14 protein-coding genes are annotated in these 20,115 nt (G+C 67.9%); 12 read left to right on the plus strand and 2 right to left on the minus strand.

Features of this window, described 5'->3' with window-relative positions:
• Positions 1-383: 383 nt before the first annotated feature.
• From ACOCEP_RS18115 to ACOCEP_RS18130, 4 genes are all read left to right on the plus strand, one after another.
• Positions 384-968, plus strand: a complete 585-nt coding sequence (locus ACOCEP_RS18115; protein ID WP_482338627.1) for a hypothetical protein — start codon at positions 384-386, stop codon at positions 966-968.
• A 17-nt stretch (positions 969-985) separates the two neighbouring features.
• Positions 986-2,995 carry a flotillin family protein gene (locus ACOCEP_RS18120; RefSeq protein WP_482338628.1) on the plus strand — a complete coding sequence of 670 codons (2,010 nt, stop codon included), beginning with the start codon at positions 986-988 and terminating at the stop codon, positions 2,993-2,995.
• A complete protein-coding gene (locus ACOCEP_RS18125) occupies positions 2,992-7,875 on the plus strand; it encodes a DNA repair ATPase (RefSeq protein ID WP_482338629.1) in 4,884 nt (1,627 codons plus the stop codon). The genes ACOCEP_RS18120 and ACOCEP_RS18125 overlap by 4 nt, the downstream gene beginning before the upstream one ends.
• Positions 7,876-8,317: 442 nt before the next feature.
• Positions 8,318-9,550 (plus strand): HNH endonuclease signature motif containing protein, encoded by a 1,233-nt coding sequence (locus ACOCEP_RS18130; RefSeq protein ID WP_482339757.1) that lies wholly within the window; start codon positions 8,318-8,320, stop codon positions 9,548-9,550.
• Positions 9,551-9,902: 352 nt separating this feature from the next.
• Here the strand turns inward: ACOCEP_RS18130 and ACOCEP_RS18135 are convergent, their stop codons facing one another.
• The gene (locus ACOCEP_RS18135; RefSeq protein WP_482338631.1) at positions 9,903-10,823 is read right to left on the minus strand and encodes a GbsR/MarR family transcriptional regulator; all 921 of its coding nucleotides are present in this window, start codon (positions 10,821-10,823) and stop codon (positions 9,903-9,905) included.
• Between the two features lie 182 nt (positions 10,824-11,005).
• On the opposite strand from ACOCEP_RS18135, the gene ACOCEP_RS18140 reads away from it, so the two are divergent.
• Together ACOCEP_RS18140 and ACOCEP_RS18145 are read left to right on the plus strand one after the other, a co-directional pair.
• Positions 11,006-12,208, plus strand: a complete 1,203-nt coding sequence (locus ACOCEP_RS18140; RefSeq protein WP_482338632.1) for a cytochrome P450 — start codon at positions 11,006-11,008, stop codon at positions 12,206-12,208.
• Positions 12,199-12,393 carry a ferredoxin gene (locus ACOCEP_RS18145; RefSeq protein WP_482338634.1) on the plus strand — a complete coding sequence of 65 codons (195 nt, stop codon included), beginning with the start codon at positions 12,199-12,201 and terminating at the stop codon, positions 12,391-12,393. The genes ACOCEP_RS18140 and ACOCEP_RS18145 overlap by 10 nt, the downstream gene beginning before the upstream one ends.
• A 46-nt stretch (positions 12,394-12,439) precedes the next feature.
• On the opposite strand, the gene ACOCEP_RS18150 is transcribed toward ACOCEP_RS18145, so the two are convergent.
• Positions 12,440-12,991, minus strand: coding sequence for a snapalysin family zinc-dependent metalloprotease (locus tag ACOCEP_RS18150; RefSeq protein WP_482338636.1), 552 nt, complete (start codon positions 12,989-12,991; stop codon positions 12,440-12,442).
• A gap of 136 nt (positions 12,992-13,127) precedes the next feature.
• Between ACOCEP_RS18150 and ACOCEP_RS18155 the strand changes: the two genes are divergently transcribed.
• The 6 genes from ACOCEP_RS18155 (at position 13,128) to ACOCEP_RS18180 (ending at position 20,009) form a co-directional block, all read left to right on the plus strand.
• Complete coding sequence (locus ACOCEP_RS18155) at positions 13,128-15,749, plus strand: P-loop NTPase fold protein (RefSeq protein ID WP_482338638.1); 2,622 nt, start codon at positions 13,128-13,130, stop codon at positions 15,747-15,749.
• Between the two features lie 36 nt (positions 15,750-15,785).
• Positions 15,786-17,540 (plus strand): substrate-binding domain-containing protein, encoded by a 1,755-nt coding sequence (locus ACOCEP_RS18160; RefSeq protein WP_482338639.1) that lies wholly within the window; start codon positions 15,786-15,788, stop codon positions 17,538-17,540.
• A 1-nt stretch (position 17,541) separates the two neighbouring features.
• Positions 17,542-18,051, plus strand: coding sequence for a hypothetical protein (locus tag ACOCEP_RS18165; protein WP_482338641.1), 510 nt, complete (start codon positions 17,542-17,544; stop codon positions 18,049-18,051).
• Positions 18,052-18,101: 50 nt separating this feature from the next.
• Entirely contained in the window at positions 18,102-18,467 is a 366-nt protein-coding gene (locus tag ACOCEP_RS18170; protein WP_007034234.1) for a hypothetical protein, read from the plus strand.
• A gap of 29 nt (positions 18,468-18,496) precedes the next feature.
• Positions 18,497-19,198 (plus strand): Crp/Fnr family transcriptional regulator, encoded by a 702-nt coding sequence (locus ACOCEP_RS18175; protein ID WP_482338643.1) that lies wholly within the window; start codon positions 18,497-18,499, stop codon positions 19,196-19,198.
• Positions 19,199-19,319: 121 nt separating this feature from the next.
• Positions 19,320-20,009, plus strand: a complete 690-nt coding sequence (locus tag ACOCEP_RS18180) for a hypothetical protein (protein ID WP_034317906.1) — start codon at positions 19,320-19,322, stop codon at positions 20,007-20,009.
• Positions 20,010-20,115: the final 106 nt, after the last annotated feature.

A 20,115-nucleotide genomic window follows, 5' to 3' on the forward strand; every position in this document is an offset into this window, starting at 1 on the left:
AAGACCGTGGTGTGTCCTGTGTCACTCTCAATACTGGAGAGTAGGGCCCGCTCCGAGGGCGCGACAGGTCCAACCGGATGGCTTCCGGGCGGCCGGTCGGCGTAACCCTCCGCGTCCGGCCCCTCTTCTCGCATTTAGAGGACGAAACGCGAGTTACGTCTTCAAGCACGCGAGTTACGCGCCCGATCACGCGAGTTACGCCTTCGGGCCGGCCGCGGCGGTTCCCCGCCCCGGCCGGGTCGTCGCATCTAGAGGACTAAACGCGGTGGGTGGTCCCCGCACGCTCCCGCACACCGTGACCCAGTCGTAGCCGAAAACGGCCCGCCGGCCCTCACGCGCTGGTTATAGTCCTGACCCGGGGTAACGGGGGAGGGAACGACGGGATGGGCGGGTTCGTCACCGCGGCTCTGGGGTTTCCGGCCGTGCTCTTCAGCTTCCTGCTGATCGTGGTGATCGGCTACTGGCTGCTGGCACTGCTCGGTGCCTTCGAGGTCGACGACTTCGACGGCGGCGACGGGCTCCTGGCGGGCTTCGGCGGCGTCCCACTGTCCATTTCGCTCTCTTTGCTGATCGCATTCACCTGGTTCGCCAGCCTGGCAGGGACGGTTCTTCTCGATGACCTTGAGCTTTCGACACCATCGAGGATCGGGCTCGGGGCCGGCGTGCTCGTCGTCGCGCTCGTGCTCGGCACACTCGGGACGAGGGTGATCGTGGTGCCGCTACGTCGCGTCTTCGGTCCCGCGAAGGAACCGAGCAGGAAGGACTTCGTCGGCAGGGCCGCGGTCATCCGCACCTCGTCGGTCACCCATGACTTCGGGCAGGCCGAAGTCGCCGCCGCCGACGGGTCGACGGCCATTGTGGACGTTCGTCAGGCGGGCGAAGGCAACCTGACGGCGGGCAGCCGCGTAGTTCTCTACGACTACGACTCCGAACGCGAGTTCTTCTGGGTCGAGTCCTTGGACATCTGAAGCAGAAAAGGAACACTATGGGTGCCATCAGCGTGGGGGCCGGCGTACTGATCGCCGTGATAGTTGTCATCCTCCTGGTCTTGCTCTTCACGATCACCAGGTTGTTCAAGAAGGTGCCGCAGGGTAAGGCACTGATCATCTCGAAGGTGCGCCGCGTCGACGTGACGTTCACCGGCGCGATCGTGCTGCCGGTGCTGCACAAGGCCGAGATCATGGACACCTCGGTCAAGGCCATGGAGATCACCCGGACCGGCCGCGAGGGCCTGATCTGCCGGGACAACATCCGCGCCGACATCCGGATCTCGTTCTTCGTGCGGGTCAACAAGACCGTCGAGGACGTGATCAAGGTCGCGCAGGCCATCGGCACCGAACGCGCCAGCGACGAGGCGACCCTGCAGGAGCTGTTCAACGCCAAGTTCTCCGAGGCGTTGAAAACCGTCGGCAAGCAGCTGGACTTCGTGGATCTCTACACCAAACGCCACGAATTCCGCGACCAGATCATCCGTGTCATCGGCACCGACCTCAACGGGTACAGCCTGGAGGACGCGGCGATCGACTACCTCGAGCAGACGCCGATGGCGCAGCTCGACTCCGCGAACATCCTCGACGCGCAGGGTATCCGGAAGATCACCGAGCTGACCGCGATCGAGCACGTGCGCACCAACGAGTTCCGCCGCAGCGAGGAAAAAGAGATCACCCGCCAGAACGTGGACGCCAAGGAGGCGATCCTCGAACTGGAGCGGCGGCAGGCCGACGCCGAGATCAAGCAGCGCCGCGAGGTCGAGACCATGCGGGCGCGCGAAGAGGCCGAGATCGCCAAGGTGCAGGCGGAGGAGCGGCTCAAGTCGCAGGCCGCGGGCCTGCGCACGGACGAGCAGCTCGGCATCCAGCACCAGAACCAGCAGCGTGAGATCGAGGTCGCGGGCAAGAACCGTGAGCGTGTGATCGCCATCGAGACCGAGCGCATCGAGAAGGACCGGCTGCTCGAGGTCATCGGCCGCGAACGCGAGACCGAACTGTCCCGGATCGCCAAGGACAAGGAGGTCGAGACCGAGAAGCGGTCCATCGCCGAGGTGATCCGCGAACGGATCGCGGTCGAGAAGACCGTGGCGGAGCAGGAAGAGAACATCAAGAAGCTCCGCGTCGTCGAAGAGGCGCAGCGTCAGCGCGAGGCCGTCATCATCCGGGCCGAAGGCGAGGCGCAGGAGAACCTCGTCAAGGACATCAAGGCCGCGGAAGCCGCCGAGGCGGCCGCCAAGCACAAGGCCCGCGAGGAGCTGACGCTGGCCGAGGCGCGCCAGCAGGCCGCCGAGCTGGACACCAGGGCGAAGATCCGCCTGGCCGAGGGCATCCAGGCCGAGGAGGCCGCGGCCGGGCTGGCCGCGGCGCAGGTCAAGGAACGCGACGCCGACGCGCTGGAGAAGGTCGGCCGCGCCGAGGCCATCGTCGAACGCGAGAAGGCGATCGTCCTCGCCGACGCGATGCGCGACAAGCTGAAGGGCGAGGCCGAAGGTCTCACCGAGAAGGCCGCCGCGATGGCCGCGCTCGACTCCGCCAGCCGCCAGCACGAGGAGTACCGCCTGCGCCTGGAGGCCGAGAAGGAGATCCGGCTCGCCGCGCTCAACGTGCAGCGCGAGGTCGCCGAGGCGCAGGCCACGGTGCTGGGTATCGGGCTGGAGAAGGCCGACATCGACATCGTCGGCGGCGAGACGATGTTCTTCGAGAAGGTCATCGGCTCGATCGGGGCGGGCAAGAGCGTCGACGGTTTCGTCGAGCACTCGGACGTCGTCCAGACCCTCGGGAAGGCCTGGCTCGATGGTTCGGGCAGCTTCACCGACGACCTGACGAAACTGGTCGGCTCGGTGAGCACGGAGGACGTGAAGAACCTGACGCTGTCGGCCTTCCTGGCCAAGCAGTTGCAGGCGGGCGGTCCGGACAGCGGCAAGGTGCAGGAGCTGCTGGCCATGGCTCAGCGGCTCGGCCTCGCTGACAAGTCCGTCGCCGCCCTCGCCCCCGCGAAGCAGTGACGACGACCGAACCGGCGGCGGGAACGGAACAGCTGGACGCGGGCACCTATGAGGTGCTCCGCGCCCGGCTCGCCGCACAGGCCGCCGAGCTGGCGAAGCGCGCGGACGAGCTCAACGCGGCGCGGCTCGGGGTCTTCGGCAGCGCGCAGCTCGCGCTGATCGGCACGGAGCGGATCCGCACCGCGAACAACTGCGTGCCGCGGGACGTCGTGTCGGTCGGCGGGCGGATGTTGTTCGGCTACAACGTCTTCATCGGTCTCAAACCGGAGACGACGGTCGACGACGTCTTCTCGCTGCATGGCTTCAGTCATGACGAAGAGGCTTTCCGCTTCGACGACGTGCCTGCCGAAGAACTGCCGGGGCTGCTGCGCGACGAGCAGTTCGTCCGCGATTTCGCCGAGCTGTACCGGTATTACCGGCAGGCGAAGCTGCTGCAGTTGCGGCGGGTGGAGGGCAAACTGCTCGCGGTGTTCCAGATCGGTCCGCGCACCGAGGACATCCGCGTGCTGCGCTGGGGCGTGGCCGCTGACGGCACGGTGTCCTATGTGGACAGCCGTGGTGAACGCGACCACGTCTTCCCGCCGTCGCACGATTTCGAATGGATCGAGACCAGCCGCGAGCAGCACGTCCTCGGACGGCATCCGCACATCTCGATCGAGGACGACGTGTTCGTCGAGACCGTCGGCGGAAACCTGACGATCAAGGTCGAGAACAACACCGAGACCGGTGAAGGTGTCTACGCCGAGCCGGTCGACGAGCCGCTGCAGAGCCTCGCCGACGCCGAGGTCTCCTACGCCAGGATCGGTCCGCTGATCCTGCTGCGGATCCTGCCCTACAAGGAGACCGCGTACCGGTACCTGGTGTTCAACACGCGCACGCGGGACGTGGTGCGCCTCGACGGGATCGGGCAGGCGTGCCAGCGGCTGCCCGAGGACCACGGGATCATCTTCCCCGGCGGCTACTACCTCGACACCGGTGTCAGCAAGACGTTCGACACCACCGTGGACGAGCTCGAATTCGAGCGCGTGATCCGCTCGCCCAACGGGGAGGACGTGCTCTACGTCTTCCACGCGCGGGCGGAGGGGCGTTCGCTGCTCCTGCCGTACAACGTGATCCGCAAAGAGGTGTCGAACCCGATCCCGTGCCACGGGTACTCGCTGTTCGACGACGGCACGATGGTGCTGTTCCGCGCATTGTCCGACGAGCCGAGCCGCGTGCACCCGATGCAGGTGTGGCGGACGCCGTTCCAATCGGACACGTTCGCCGCGTCGCAGCCGGCCGGTACCGGGCCGCTGGAGCGGGTCGGCAACGCCGATCTGGTCCGCGGGATCTCCGACTGCCTCTCCATCGGCCGGATGGTCGAAGAGATGGCGCCGTCGGCGGCGGTGTTCGAAGCGCTGATCGCCGCGTGCGCGCGGGTCTTCGACCACTACCACTGGCTCGGCGAGGCCGAACTCGGTGATCTGCGGTCGCCGCTGTCGGACGTCCGGGTCACCGCGGAGCAGGTGCTCGACGAGTTCGAGACCGTCACTTCGCTCACCGCGCAGGCGGCCGAAGCCGTCGAAGAGGCGGCCGCGGAGACCGCGTCGCTCGTGCGGAAGGTCCGCGGTGAAGCCCTGAACGCGGCCGACGCGTGGGTGCGTCGGCTCGCCGAAATGCACCGCGCGCGAGGTCATCTTGTCACCGTTCGGGAGCTGCGGTACGTCGACACCGACCGGGTCGACAAGCTGATCGCCGATCTCGACACGGAATTCGGCGAGGCGGCGCAGCGCGCCGTCCGGTTCCTGCAGGGCGAAGACGCGTTCACGAGCTACCACGCCGAGGTCGACGGGTTGATCGAAGCCGCGGGCGCGATCTCCACCGTCGCCGAAGCGGTCCCGGTCGCCGAACAGTTGGACGAGCAGTCCGGCGGGCTCGAAGTCCTCACCGACGTCGTCGGCGGTCTGGACATCGCGGACGCCGTGGTGCGGACGAAGATCCTCGAACGCGTCGGCGAGGTCATCGGCGCGGTCAACCGGGCTCGCGCGACTCTCGAAGCGCGCCGCAAGGAGCTGCTGGAGACCGAGGGGCGGGCGGAGTTCGCCGCCGAGTTCGCGCTGCTCGCGCAGGCGATCACCGGCGGGCTCGCGGTCGCGGACACACCCGACCGCTGCGACGAGCAGCTCGGCAGATTGCTGCTGCAGCTGGAAAACCTCGAATCGCGGTTCGGCGAGTTCGACGACTTCCTGGTGTCGCTCGGGGAGAAGCGGACCGACGTCTACGAGGCGTTCTCCTCGCGCAAGCAGGCGTTGCTCGACGAGCGGGCCCGTCGCGCGGACCGGCTGGTCGATTCGGCCGAGCGGATCCTCGCCAGTGTGACCCGCCGGGTCGGCACGCTCGGGTCGGTCGACGAGATCAACACCTACTTCGCCTCCGACCCGATGGTCGCGAAGCTGCGCAGCGTCGTCGCCGAACTGCGGGATCTCGGCGACCAGGTACGTGCCGAGGAGCTGGAAGGCCGCGTCAAGGCCGCTCGTCAGGAAGCCGGGCGCGCGCTGCGCGACAGGCTGGACCTCTACGGCGAGGGCGGCGAGACGATCCGCCTGGGCCGCAACACCTTCGCGGTCAACACCCAGGACATCGACCTCACCCTGGTGCCGCACGACGGCGGGATGAAGTTCGCCATCACCGGCACCGACTACCGCTCGCCGGTACGGGATTCCGCGTTCGAGGAGACGCGGCCGTACTGGGAACAGCTGCTGGTCTCGGAATCGCCCGAGGTCTATCGCGCCGAGTACCTGGCGACGTCGATCCTGGCCGAACAGCCGGATCTGGCCGAGTCCGATCTCCTGGAGGTCGTCCGGCGAGCCGCGGGCGACCGCTACGACGAGGGCTACGCGCGCGGCGTGCACGACCACGACGCCGCCGCGATCCTGGCAGTGCTGGTGCGCTTGCGGTCCGCCGCCGGGTTGCTGCGGTATCCGCCCGCCGCTCGCGCCGCCGCTCAGCTGTTCTGGGCTTTCGGAGCCGAAGAAGCGGCGAAGTCCGCCTGGACGACGCGCGCCGCGTCGCTCGCGCGGGTGCGGGAGGCGTTCGGGCACACGACGGCGATCGACGCGCTGGCCCGGGAAATCACCGAGGCCATGGCCGCGTTCGCGGCGTCCTCGGGGCTGACGCTGGATCTCGAACTCGCCGGCGAGTACCTGTTCGAGGAGCTGGCCGACGCTTCGCCCGGGTTCGTCACCAGTGGTGGTGCGCGGACACTGCTCGACAAGTTCCGGCTCGACCGCCGGAGCTTCGCCGAAGACCTGCGTGCCCTCGAAGACCTCGCGGATCGGTATCAGCTCGCCGAAGCCTGGCTTCGGTCCTTTGTGGACTCCACTGGCCTGCCCGACGACGAGCTGGCGGAGGCTGTCGCGATCGAACTGGCAGACCTGCCGCGGTACGACTCCTCGGCGGAACTTTCGGCCACTGTGGACGGTCTGCTCGGCTCGCATCCGCGGATCGTGAACCGGTCTCTGACCTTGCGTCTCGACGAGACACTGGCCAGGACACTGCGGTTCCGGCGTGACCGGGTGCCGGGTTTCCGGGCGTACCAACGACTGCGCAACGACCTGGTGGCGGCCGAACGGGACAGGCTGCGGCTGACCGAGTACAAACCGAAGGTGATGAGCGCCTTCGTGCGCAACAGGTTGCTCGACGAGGTCTACCTGCCGCTGATCGGCGACAACCTCGCCAAGCAGCTCGGCGCGACCGGCGACGCGCGGCGGACCGACCAGTCCGGTCTGCTGCTGCTCATCTCGCCGCCCGGCTATGGCAAGACGACGCTGATGGAGTACGTCGCGAGCCGTCTCGGGCTGGTGTTCGTCAAGGTGAACGGGCCGGCGCTCGGACATGACGTCACGTCGGTGGATCCGGCGGACGCGCCCAACGCGACGGCGCGGCAAGAGGTCGAAAAGATCTCGTTCGCGCTGGAACAGGGCAACAACGTGCTGCTGTATCTGGACGACATCCAGCACACGTCGCCGGAGCTGCTGCAGAAGTTCATCTCGCTGTGCGACGCGCAACGGCGGATGGAAGGCGTGTGGGAGGGCCGGACGCGGACGTATGACCTGCGGGGCAAGCGGTTCGCGGTCTGCATGGCCGGAAACCCGTACACCGAGCAGGGCAAGCGGTTCCGGATCCCGGACATGCTCGCCAACCGTGCCGACGTGTGGAACCTCGGCGATGTACTGTCGGGCAAGGAAGAACTGTTCGCGCTGAGCTACATCGAGAACTCGCTCACCGCGAACACCGTGCTGGCCCCGCTCGTCTCGCGCGAACGGTCCGATGTGGACGTTCTCGTGCGGCTGGCCCGCGGCGACGGTTCGGTGCGGGCGGATCAGCTGAAGCACCCGTACTCGGCGACCGAACTGGAGCAGATCCTCGCCGTACTGCGGAAACTGATCAAGGTGCAGCGGATCGTCCTGACGAACAACCAGGCGTACATCGCTTCCGCGGCGCAGGCGGACGCTTCCCGGGTCGAACCGCCCTTCCAGCTCCAGGGCTCGTACCGCAACATGAACAAACTCGCCGGCCGTATCGTGCCCGCGATGAATGACGCGGAGCTGGAAGCGCTGATCGACGATCACTACGCGGGCGAAGCGCAGACACTCACCTCGGGCGCCGAAGCGAACCTGTTGAAACTGGCCGAACTACGCGGACGGCTGAGCCCCGCCGAGGCGCAGCGGTGGGCTGATGTGAAGGCCGCCTACCTGCGCGCGCAAGCCCTCGGCGGGGACGACGAGGACCCGATGAGCCGCGCGGTCGGCGCGATGGGCCTGCTGGCGGATCGGGTGGGAGCGGTGGAGGCGGCGATCGAACGGGCTTCGGAGCGGATGGTCGTGCGGGATGTGATGTAGGGGTTTGTTCCGGCGGTGGGAATCGGTGATGCTGGTTGGTGGCTGCCCCTTCGTTGCCGGAGTTCGGCGATGTGACTCCGCCATGCTCGTGCGCCGATGCTTCGTTGCCGGAATTCGGCGATGTCGAAGTTGCCGGGCCTGCGGTGAGAGCTTGTTGTCGGAATTCGGCGACGGCGCCGGTGGTCTCTGCTGAGACCTTATTGCCGACAATCGGCGATGCTGCCGGTGGCTGCTGACAGTAGACCTCCGTTGCGATCTTGTGGCCGGATATCGGTGGTGCCGCACAGGAATCCCGCTTCGTGCGCTCGTTGCCGGGAGTCGGTGATACCGCTTGGACGGTCTCTTGTCATTGCCGAAAATCGGCAACTCCCTGCCCCGCGCGAGGCCAGAAACTGTCGGTGGCCGGTCGTATGGTCGTCGGGTGGACACACATTCCGCGCCTGTGGCGCTACTGGAAAGACTCACCGACCCCGAGGTGCTGGAAGCGGTGAACGCTTCCGTCATTTCCTTGGACGACAAGGATTCCGTCGCTGTCGCGCAAGCGGCCTCGGCCGGGATCGCACGGCTGGAAGCGATCCGGTTCCGGGCGCTGGCGCAGCTGAACCGGCATCGTGAGGGAGCGCGGAGCGTCACGCAGGAGGTCGCCTTGGATTTGTCCCTTGTGGACAATCATGCCGGTGCGATGGTCGCTGCGGCCGACGCGTTGACCACTCGCCTGCCTCGCACTCTGTCCCTGATGGACCAAGGGGAGGTGAGCGGCTTCGGCGCGATGAAGGTCGCCGCGGCCACCGCATGGCTGTCGGACGAGGACGCCCGCACCGTCGATGCGCTCCTGGAGAAGCGGTTACCGGGCAGGAACCCTGACCAGATCAGGAAAGCAGCGAGTCATGCGGCGACCACCGTCGACCGTGAGGGTGCCGAAGCACGAGCCGAAAGGCATCGCGAAGGCCGTCGTCTGACCTTGCGGCAAGGCGAAACGGGAGTGGCGTCGATCGAGGTCGAAGACGGGCCGGTCGAGAAAGTCGCCGCCGCCTACCGGCGTATTGATCGGGAAGCTCGCGCGCTCAAGACCGGGAAGGAGACGCGCACCCTGGAGCAACTACGCGCCGACGTCGCGCTCGACCTCCTGCTCGACGGCCAAGGTGGTACCACTGAACGCACCGAAGTGTTCCTGTACATGGACTTGTTCACCTATCTTGGCCTCAACGACGATCCCGCGGATCTCGCCGGACACGGCACTGTCCCCGCCGCACTGGCCCGGCACATCGCCACCGGCCCGAACACCGTGCTGCGCCGTATCATCACGGACCCACTTTCCGGCCAGGTCCTCGACCTCGGGCGAGACCGGTACCGGCCCACCGCGGGCCTGGGCGAGTTCGTGCGGGTCCGGGACCGTGAATGCCGAAGACCCGGCTGCCATCGACCCGCCCAGGCGTGCGACATCGATCATTCAGTGCCCTGGCAGCACGGCGGTCATACCAACGTCGACGAACTGATCGACCTCTGCCGAAGAGATCACCGCCTCAAGGACGAACCCGGCTGGACCTACCACCTCGCCTCCGACGGCACCCTCACCATCACCACCCCCACCGGGCAGAGCTACGACAGCTCACCCCCGCCGCTGCACCTACCCCGCCCACGGCCACCGCTCGCCGACGAACCGCCACCGTTCTGAGTCCATTGCCGGAAAGTGGCGACGGCCGGCTTCTGCGCGGAGGCTCGACTTCGCCTCCGCAGGACGCACACTGGCAAGCCTTGCTCTGGGAACCACGTTGCCGGAAATTGGCAACGGGCGGCGCGTTGTGAAAGCTCAGCTTTGGCCTTCCGGGCGCTGACAAGTAGCGCCCCTAGGTCTGTGTTGCCGGAAAACGACGACGGGCGCCGTGTACAGGAGCTTCGTGTTGGCTCATCATGGGCCGCCGCTGAAAGACTCGTCATCGGACCCGTGTCGTCGGAAAGTGGCGACGGGTGCTGCGGACGGCTCGGCTTTGGCTTTTGAAGCCGCCGACAAGCCGCCGACAAGCCGCTCAAGACCGCAAAGCAGCCAACTGCCCACTGGTGAGCCGTTCCACCAACGGAATCGCCCGATACTCCTCACCACGACAATCCACCCGAACCGGGCCCGCGATGTGCGGATGCTCTTCGGCCACCCGCAAGGCGGCAGCGGTCCGCTCGACAGGCCAGTCGAGGGCCGAAGCGAGCGCCATGAGGGAAAGCCCCCGGCCGGCGTGCAGGAGGGCGGCGAGCGCGGTCAGCGCGTCACCGGCGAAGACCGCGACGCGGTCGTCGTGCATGATTTCGTCGATGCGCGCGTGGAATCGGGAGAGGTCGTCCATGCGGGCGCCCGCGGGGGTCGCGATGCCGAGGACTTCGGCGCCCTGACGGGAGACCTTGACCCATTCCTGGTTCGAGCGGACGCTTTCGGCCCACACTCGCTGCGGCATTTCCTCGTCGATGACGTACTGCTCCCGCCGGCCGTCCCGTTCCCGCTTGAGCATCGCCTGCGCTTCCAGGTAGGCGACGGCGTTCGAGATCGAGGCCGGGCTGACCTGGAGCCGCTGGGCCAGCTGGGCGGCGGTGAGCACGCCGTCGTCGCTGACGGCCAGGCACGCGAGGACCCGCGCGGTCATCCGGGGTAGTCCGGTCGCCACGATCATCTCGGCGAAGCCGGTTTCGAAGGCGCGGACAGCTTCCGGGTCGCGTCCGTAGCCGTTCTCGACGAGCGGGACGGCGCGGGGTTGCGGGTTGCGGCGCCGCGCGCGTTCGCCGGTGACGCGGGTCGCTTCTTCGGCGCGGTAGCCGGAACGGCCGCTGTTGCGCGCGACCTCGCGGCTGATCGTCGACGTCGGCCGCCCGAGCCGCCGGGCGATCTCGGCGTAACCGAGGCCGTCCTTGAGCCAGGTCGCGATCAGCCGTCGATCCTCCTGCGTCAGCCTGCCGCCCGGCATGGCACCTCCTGTGCGTTCACGCGCAGATCATTGCAACGAGACGTTGCATTCATTGCCATGACCGTTGCAACGATTTCCGGAAATCTACCAGCTATAACACCCAAAAGGCCAGGACGAACCTTTGAGGGATCTGTAAATGCAACGTAGCCTTTGGGTATCGGTAAAAACTGGGAGGAACAGCTATGACCACCTCGGTGCCTCACCTCACCGAACTGCCCCTCGAACGACCGAAGGGCTGTCCCTTCGACCCGCCCGCCGAGCTCGGCGCGTTGCGCGACGAGCATCCGCTCGTCCGGCTGACGTTCCCCGACGGCCACGAAGGCTGGCTCGCGACGGGGCACGCGATCGCCCGGGCCGTCCTCGCGGATCCGCGGTTCAGTGCCCGGCAGGAGCTGATGCACTCGCCGCTGCCGGGCCCGGCAGCGATGATGGAGATGCCGCCGGCCGCCCCGGGGATGTTCATCAGGATGGACGGCGCGGAGCACGCGCGGTACCGCAAGCTGCTCACCGGCAAGTTCACCGTCCGCCGGATGCGGCTGCTCTCCGAACGGGTGGAGCAGGTGACCACCGAATGCCTTGACGCGATGGAACGGCAGGGAACGTCGGCCGACCTGGTGACGGCGTTCGCCCAGCCCATTCCGGCGCTGATGATCTGCGAGCTGCTCGGCGTCCCCTACGAAGACCACGAGTTCTTCCGCCGCAACGTCCTGCCGCTGAACCAGCCCGACGCTCCGGCCGAGGAGCAGGAGGCCGCCATCAACGCGCTGGGGGAGTACCTCTACGAACTCATCGTGGCGAAACGGGCCGCGCCGACCGATGACATCCTCGGCGAGCTGATGACCACGGAACTCACCGACGAGGAGCTGACCAGTATCGCGTTCCTCTTGCTGGGCGCCGGTTTGGACACGACGGCCAACATGCTCGCGCTGGGCACTTTCGCCTTGCTGCAGCATCCGGACCAGCTCGCGGTCCTGCGTGAAGACCCGGAGCGCGTCGAAGGCGCGGTCGAGGAACTGCTGCGCTACCTGACCATCGCGCACACCGGCGCACGCACGGCGCTCGAAGACGTCGAGATCGGCGGCCGGCTCGTCAAGGCCGGGGAGGCGGTCGCGCTGTCGGGCATGGCGGCCAACCGCGATCCGCTGAAATTCCCGGATCCCGACCGGCTCGACGTCCGCCGGAACGCCGCCGGGCACGCCTCCTTCGGGCACGGGGTCCACCAGTGCCTGGGCCAGCAGCTCGCGCGGGTCCAGATGAAGGTCGCCTTCACCGGGCTGCTCGCCAGGTTCCCGAATCTGCGCCTCGCCGTGCCTGCCGAAGAGATCCCGATGCGGACGGATTCCGACATCTACGGGGTCTACGCGCTCCCGGTGGCATGGGCCTGATCGCGATGAAACTCGAAGTGGACCGGGAACGCTGTGTGGGCGCCGGAATGTGCGTCCTGACCGCGCCCGGGGTGTTCGAACAGGACGAGGAAGACGGCCGGGTCCGGTTGCTGGACCCGGAACCGGCCGAGATCGGCGACGCCGTGCAGCTGTGCCCGGCGGCGGCGATCACGGCGAACGCCTGAAAAACCCAGGCCAGGGGGTGCCGGGCGGGCACCCCCTGGCACGGGATCAGCCGATGTCCGCGACGACCTTGCCGGCGTCGGCGCTCTGCACCGCGGTGCCGGCGTAGAGCTGCTGGACCCGGGCCTTCTCCTGGGCGTTGGGGTTCACGCTCTGGCAGCTGACCCCGCCGGTCGAGCCGGACATCAGCGACGAGCACGGGCCGGGCTTCACGTCGGGCAGGCCGAGGCTGTGCCCGAGTTCGTGGGAAGCGATCCGCGGCGTGTAGTAACCCTGCTGGACGGCCTGCCTGCCCATCCACACGGTGACCGTGCCGCCGGGGCGGACCGGGCCGAGCGTGGCACGCGGCCAGCCGTTGTCGGCGACGACCCGGATGTTGACCCGCTGCCCCGGCGTCGCCTTCACGATACGGACGTTGGTGACGTTGGTGTTCCAGACGTTGACGCCGGCGGCCACCGCGTCCTTGAACTCCGCGGCCTGGCTGTCGTCGTAGGTCAAGGTGGTCGCCATGATCTCGGCGGCGCCGGCGGAGGGTGCCGAGAGCACCGAGATGGAGAGCGCGGCGCCGGTGAGCACCGCGGCGAAGGTACGTCGAAGCACGTTGAACTCCTCGCGTTAAGGCGTGCTGGAATTTCGGAGCAATGTCGACCCTGACCCTTTCGAGGCGCTCGGGGTACCCGCCGATAGTCGCCTGTCGTTAACCATGATCTTGACGCGCCCGGAAGACTGTGCCGTTATGACGACGGCGCGTTTCACCGGACACGAAGAACCGATCCTCGCGGTCGCGGTGAAGGGAAACCGGCTGGTCACCGGGGGTGCGGACCGGACGGTGCGGGTCTGGGACCTGGAGACCGGAGAGCAGCGATTCGCGCTGAGCGGCCATGATCGGCCGGTCCTGGCGGTGGGTATCTCGGGTCAGTACGTGGTCGGTTGCGATGGGGCGACGGTCCGGCGCTGGCGGATCACCGCCGCCGGCGCGCATCCCCCGGAGGTCCAGACCACCAAACGGACGGTGGCGGTCGCGACGGCGAAGGACTTCGCCGTGTCCGGGGCGGGAAGCACCGTCGAGGTCCGGCGGCTGGACGGCGCGACGGTACGGGCTCTGCGCACCGGAGGCCCGGAGGTCGAGTCGGTCGCGGTGACCCCGGACGGCCGCGTCGTCGTCGCCGGGGACGACGCCGGTGGCGTACGGCTGTGGGACCGGGAAATCGTTTCCCACTACCGGTTCGGCGGCGCGGGCGCGGTCCATGTGGTCGCGATCTCGGCCGACGGCGAGCAGGTGCTGTCCGCCGAAGGCGAGATGGTCCGGTTGTGGGGGCGCAAGGGCGATCCGGCCCTCGTGTTCCCCGGGCACACCGGCGTGGTGCGAGCGCTGGCCTTCGGCGCGGACGGCGGATTGGTGCTCTCCGGCGGTTCCGACGGCGAGGTCCGCGTCCGCGAGATCGACGACCCGCGGAACTACACACTCCTCAAGGGCCATCAGGGAAACGTCCGCGCGATCGTCTGCACCGCGGGCAACGAGAAGATCGTCACGGTCGGGGACGACCGCACGATCCGCGTGTGGGACCGCTTCGGCAACCAGATCGACGGCACGGGCTTCGTCGAGCCCAAACCGGGCCGGGCGCGGCCGCGGATCACGCCCGACGTCGAAAGCCCGGTCGACCTGATCGGCTTCCACGACGACGTGCGCACCCTCGCCGCGGTCATCGCCGACCGCGAGACCAGCCCACCGCTGTGTGTCGCGCTGCTGGGCCCGTGGGGTTCCGGCAAGTCGAGTTTCGTCCGCCAGGTGACCGACCGGGTGGCCGAACTGGCGCGCCGGTCCCGCGGCGACGCCGCCAACAGCGTGTTCACCGGTGAGATCCGGCAGATCCGGTTCAACGCCTGGCAGTACCACGACGATCATCTGTGGGTCGGCTTGGTGGACCATCTGTTCCGCAACCTCGGCGCGCCCGAGACGCACGCGGACGCCGGCGAGGTCCGTGCCGAACGCGAGGAATTGCGGACCCGGCTCGCCGGGCTGAAGGCCGTCAAGGCGGACTCGCCACTCACCTGGCGCTGGCGGCTGCTGGTGTCCGGGGTGGACAGGGCCGAGCGTCGACGAAGGAGGCTCGCCGTCGCGGGCTACGCGGTGCTGGGCGTGCTCGGCATCGCCGCGGCGATCACCGGCTGGTCCTTGTGGCACAACGCGATCCTCGCCGCGGCGGGGGCCGTCGTCGCGCTCGGCGCGGTGGTGACCCCGGCGCTCACCACTGCGAGATCCGCGCTCGCGCCGGTGAAGTCCACATTGGACAAGCTGCGCGACGACGTCGACAAACGCGCCGAGCGATTCGAGGCCGAGGTGCGGGAGACCGAGGAACGGCTGCGGCGGCTGGACGCGGCCAGCAGGCTCGGCGAGCTGATCGAAGAGGCGAAGACCGGGAGATACGGGGACTACCAAGGGGTTTTCGCCCGGGTCCGGGAAGACCTCGCGAACCTGAGCGCCGATCTGGTGGACGCGAGGGAGGAGTGGCTGCGGGCGGGCGGCAAGGGCAAGCCGCCGCTGGAGCGGATCGTCCTCTACGTCGACGATCTCGACCGCTGCCCGCCGTCGAAGGTGATCGAAGTGCTGGCCGCGGTGCATCTGCTGCTGGCGCTGCCCGCGTTCGTCGTGGTGGTCGCGGTCGACCCGCGGTGGCTGCGGCGCTGCCTCGACCAGCACCACGAGGAACTGTTCGGCGCGGGGGAGGCGCGGCGGGCGGAGTACCTCGACAAGATCTTCCAGATCGTGTTCGCCCTGCGTCCCATGGGAACCGCGGCGGACGAGCTGATCGACGCCCTGATGCCGATCGAGGAACGCGAACCGGAGCCGCCGGAGCCCGAGGAATGGCCGGAGGACGAGAGCGTCCCCGAAGGCGGCGAAACCAGTGAGGTCGTCGTCCAGGAAACGGCCCCGCCGACGTTCTACAACATGCGGCCGGACCGGTTGCGGCTCACCGAGGTCGAACGCGCTTTCGTCCACGTACTCAGGAAAAGGCTGCACACACCGCGCGAGATCCGGAAGCTGGTCAATCTCTACCGGCTCGTGCGCATCGGCATCCCGGACGCGGACCTGGCGCGATTCGTCGGCGGCCCCTACCGCGCGGTTCTGGTCCTGCTGACCCTGCTGGTCGCCGATCCGGACGCCGCGCGCAGGACGTTCATCGCCCTTTCCGCCGGGGAATCGCTCCGGGAGGCCTTTCCACCTGAATGGCGGCTAGACGCGGAATCCTTCGATGATCTACAGGTCTATCGGAATTGGGTGGGCACCCTCGCTCGCTTCAGTTTCGAAACCTACGATCTGGTGACCGAGGACGCGGAAACGGGAACCACGTTGTAGCTACACTTGCCCGCTACGACGGCTAGGGGGCGGCGCATGCGGAGATCAGGCTGGCTTTCGCTCGTCTTCGGCGCGCTCGTCGGGACGCTCGTGATCGTCCTGCTCGCCACCGCGGTCACCCCGCCCTCGAACGCGACCAGGGCCGACTGTGTCCGCCTGATCACCAGTTCTTCCACGGAGAAGGGCGATCTGATCGCCGAACTGGCCGAGCGGTACAACAACACCGGCCGGACGTTCGACGGCGGCAGGTGCGCGAAGGTCGAGGCGCACAAGAAGACCTCGGGTGCCACGCTCGACCTCATCGCCGACGGCTGGAACGACATCGACCAGCGCCAGCCCGAGCCCCAGGTCTGGCTGCCCAGTTCGTCGCTCTGGCTCGATCTGCTGCGCCAGCGCGGAAAGGGCGAGCGGATCAAGGCCGGGCCGAAGACCTCGCTCGCGACCAGCCCGATGGTGATCGCGATGCCGGAGCCGATGGCCAAGGCGATGGGCTGGCCGGGCAAGACCCTCGGCTGGAGTGACGTACTGGACGTGAACCGGAACGGCGGCTGGGCGTCGAAAGGCGCGGCGTACGCCCAGTGGGGGAACTTCACGCTCGGCAAGGACAACCCGCGACGGTCGACGTCCGGGCTCGCCGCGACCATCGCGACCTACTTCGCCGCGACGGGCGGCGACTACGGGAAGATCGACACCGCGGAGGCCGTGCAGTTCGTCCGGGGGATCGAGGCGTCGGTCGCCTACTACAGCGACGATTCGGTGGCCTTCCTGAAGACGCTGTACGACGAGGACCGCAAGAAGCCGACGCCCTACATCAGCGCGATGGCGATGCAGGAGCAGATGGTCTACCTCTACAACCGCGGCGTGCCGACCGGGGATCCGGCGCAGCTGAAGGGAAACCCCGTCGCGCCCCTGCGCCCGCTGGTCGCCGTCCACCCCCGGGAAGGGACGATGCTGATCGACCATCCCTTCCTGGTCACCGCGAACGCGTCCCCGGAGCAGCAGGCGGCGGCCAAGGACTTCTACGACTTCCTCCTGGAGGCCGCCCAGCAGGACCGGTTCCGTGAGCTCGGGTTCCGCGACCCCGGCGGTAACGAGACCCCGGAGCTCGCCGGCGTCGTGGGCACTCAGGGAGCCCAGGAGCCGCCGAAGATCGGCGTCCCCACCGGTGAACAGATCCAGAAGATGCTGGACGGCTGGGAGTACACGCAGCGGCGCGGCCGGATCCTGCTGGTACTGGACCTGTCCGGCTCGATGAACGAACCGTTCGACAAGAACCGCAAGGACAAGCCGTACTCCGACAGCCGGATCAGCCTGCTGAAACCCGCGATCAGGAAGCAGCTCGAGTACCTGCATCCCGAAGACGAGGTCGGGCTGTGGACGTTCTCCGACCGGTATGAGGAGAAGATGCCGATCGGCAAGGTGAAGAACGTCCGCGGCCCGATGCTCGACCTGGTCGAGAACCTGACCCCGAAGGGCGATACGGCGCTGTACGAGACCGTGATGGCCGCCAACGACAAGATGCGGCGGGAGTTCGACCCGAACCTGATCAACGCCGTCGTCTTCCTGACCGACGGCGAGAACACCGAGGCCGGGACGAAGGAGCAGGTGCTGCAGAACGTCGACGCCGAGCGGCTGGACAACTCCGTCCGCGTCTTCACCATGGCCTACGGCGCGCAGGCCGACGGCCGCGTCCTCGACGAGATCGCGCAGAAGTCCAAGGCCCGCAGCTACCAGGCCGTCGACCCGCACGGCATCGACAAGATGTTCGTCAACGTCTTCAGCAACTTCTGACATGGCCGAGTACGACAACCGTCCGTTCCACGTCGTCGCGGTGGTGCTCGGCCTGATCGCCGGGATGATCGGGCGCGCGGTGACCTATCCGCATCCGCAGGCCTGGCTGTTCGGCGCCGTCGCCGCGCTGGCCGTGCTGGTTCCGGCCGAGACCGCGTTCTTCGTGCTGAACGGCAGGCGACGGAGGCCGGTGCGGGAGAAGCGCGCGCCGGAACCGGTCGCGGACGACCACTACAGCCTGCTCGGGCGGGCGTTGACGGCGATCGAGACGTTGCGTCCGGGCGAGACGGAGCTGGCCGGAGCCTTCCGGCGCGCGGTGGCGACGCTCGAACGGCGGAAGGGCGACAAGTCGCCAGGAGTCCTCGAACTGCGGATGACCGTCCGGCAGCTGGCCACGAAGCTGGAGCGGTCGGTGCGGGAGGGGAATCCGGACCAGCTGATGCTCCCCCAGCGGATGAACGTGTTCCAAGACGTGCTCGAAGACGCCATCGAGGCGGTCGAACCGAGTTGAGTGTTCGGTGGCGAACAGACTACGGCCGTGCGTCGTGCTGATCTGACAGCATGCCGTTGATCGGGCGCCGGGTTGTCGAGGGCGTGGAACATGTGGTCGTACCGGTGGAGCACCGGTTCAGCCTGGAGGAGGCCGTGCTGGCGGTGATGGCCGCCAAGAGCACCGTGCGGCCCGCTCCGGGAATCAAGGTCGCTCCGCTGAAGGTGTCGGAGGTACGGTCAGCGCTGCTTTACGCGGCGAAGCACGCCGACAGACGACACCAGATCGTGGACAGCTACTTCGTCGAGGCCGAAGACGGACCGTTGCACCGGTTGGCCGAGTGGATCAGATCGGAACTGGTCCGGCTGGGCATCTTCACCACCCACGACGGTTCCGCCGCCGGATCGGGTGGCCGATTCGGTTACTCTCCGCGATAGGTGTTCACGACTGCCTGGGAGGGTGTTTCGTGGGTTTGGGCCAGGAGGCCGCCGAAGAAAGAGAACGTCCGTTCCTGGAGCGACTGGACGAACCCGTCCGCGCCCGGTTGCTGGAGATGGGCACCCCGCAGACCTACGAGGGACGGCAGGCGCTCATGCGGGCGGGCGAACCCGGCGACTTCGTCATGCTGCTGCGGCACGGCTACGTGAAGGTGACCAGTGCCGACCGGATGGGGGCGACGGTCATCCTCGACGTCGGGGTCCCCGGCGATCTGCACGGCGAGATCGCGGTGATCGCGGGCGGTATCCGGATGGCCGACGTCGTCGCCATCGAAGAGGTGCACGTCCGGCGCATCGCGGCGAGCGAGTTCAACCGGTTCCTGCTGGAGCATCCGGCCGCGATGCGGGAGGTGCTCGTCAGCGTCGCCCGCCGGTTCGTGCTCGCCCAGCGGCAGCGGACCCAGTCCTGGAAACCGCAGGCGGTGGCCAGGGTCGCGACCAGACTGGACTATCTCGTCGACGTCTGTGGCATCCGGACACCCGCCGGCTGGCGGATCGGGATCCCGTTGAGCCAGGACGAACTCGCGCAGTTCATCCCGATGGGCCGGACCATGGTCGCGCAGGCACTGGACAAACTCCGGAAGGCGGGAGTGGTGGCCAGTTCGCGCCGGGCGATCACCGTCATCGACCGCGAGGCATTGAAGGTGGTCACGGAAAAAGGTGTGACTTAGCTCACTGGCGTTGACCATCGCGAGGTCACGTTTTGTTCGGTTCCGAACAGAACTTCCGGTGAGGAGTGGGAACACTGCTTCCTGCCGCCAGTTTTCACCGATCAGGGGAGGGGTCGCAGAGATGCAGGTGCTGACCTCAGGCCGATACAACGCGCACACCCACGCCGTCCTGTCCGTCGACATCGTCGGTTCGTCGAAGGCCAGTGACGACCTGCTGGACCCGATGAAGACCGAGATGGAAACGCTGGTTTCCCGCTCGTTCACCGCGGTCGGGCTCGCGCCGGGGGAAGCGCGTCACTTCCGGGAGACCGGGGACGGGCTGATGGTCGCGTATCCGGACCACGCCGTCGGCCAGCTCTGCGAGGTCGTGTTCCACCTGGACCATCTCCTCCGGACCCGCAACCGCTACGCCCGGGTCCCGATGCGGGCGCGCGTGGCGGTCCACATGGGACCGATGGCGGACAACCACCGCTACCACCGCACGTACATCACGCTGACCCGGTTGCTGTGCGCCTCCACGTTCAACGACGCCGTGGGCTACTGGTGCCGTTCGGATCCGACGGGCGACAAGTTCGGCGCCGGGATGATCGTCTCGCAATCCGTGTGGCGCAACGTGGTCGAACCGTTCGGGGTCGCGCTGGTCCCGCCCGCCCGCTGCGCCCGGATCAGCGTCACGACCCCGGATTTCGCCGACAGCGCGTGGATTCACCTGCCGGGCCTGGACGCGGAAGCGGTCCTCGCCGAACTGAACCCGGCTGTCGCGGTGCCGCTCGTGTTCGACCGGGTGAGCCGGTTGTCCACGACGGCCTGACCCAGACCGGGCGGTCCGGTTTCCAGGGAGGGAAAACCGTATCGCTCGCCGGTTCCCGGCCCGGTACCCCTACGCCGGGCCGGGAACCGGACCCCCGGCGCGGGGG

The organism is Amycolatopsis sp. CA-211722 (assembly GCF_056828465.1).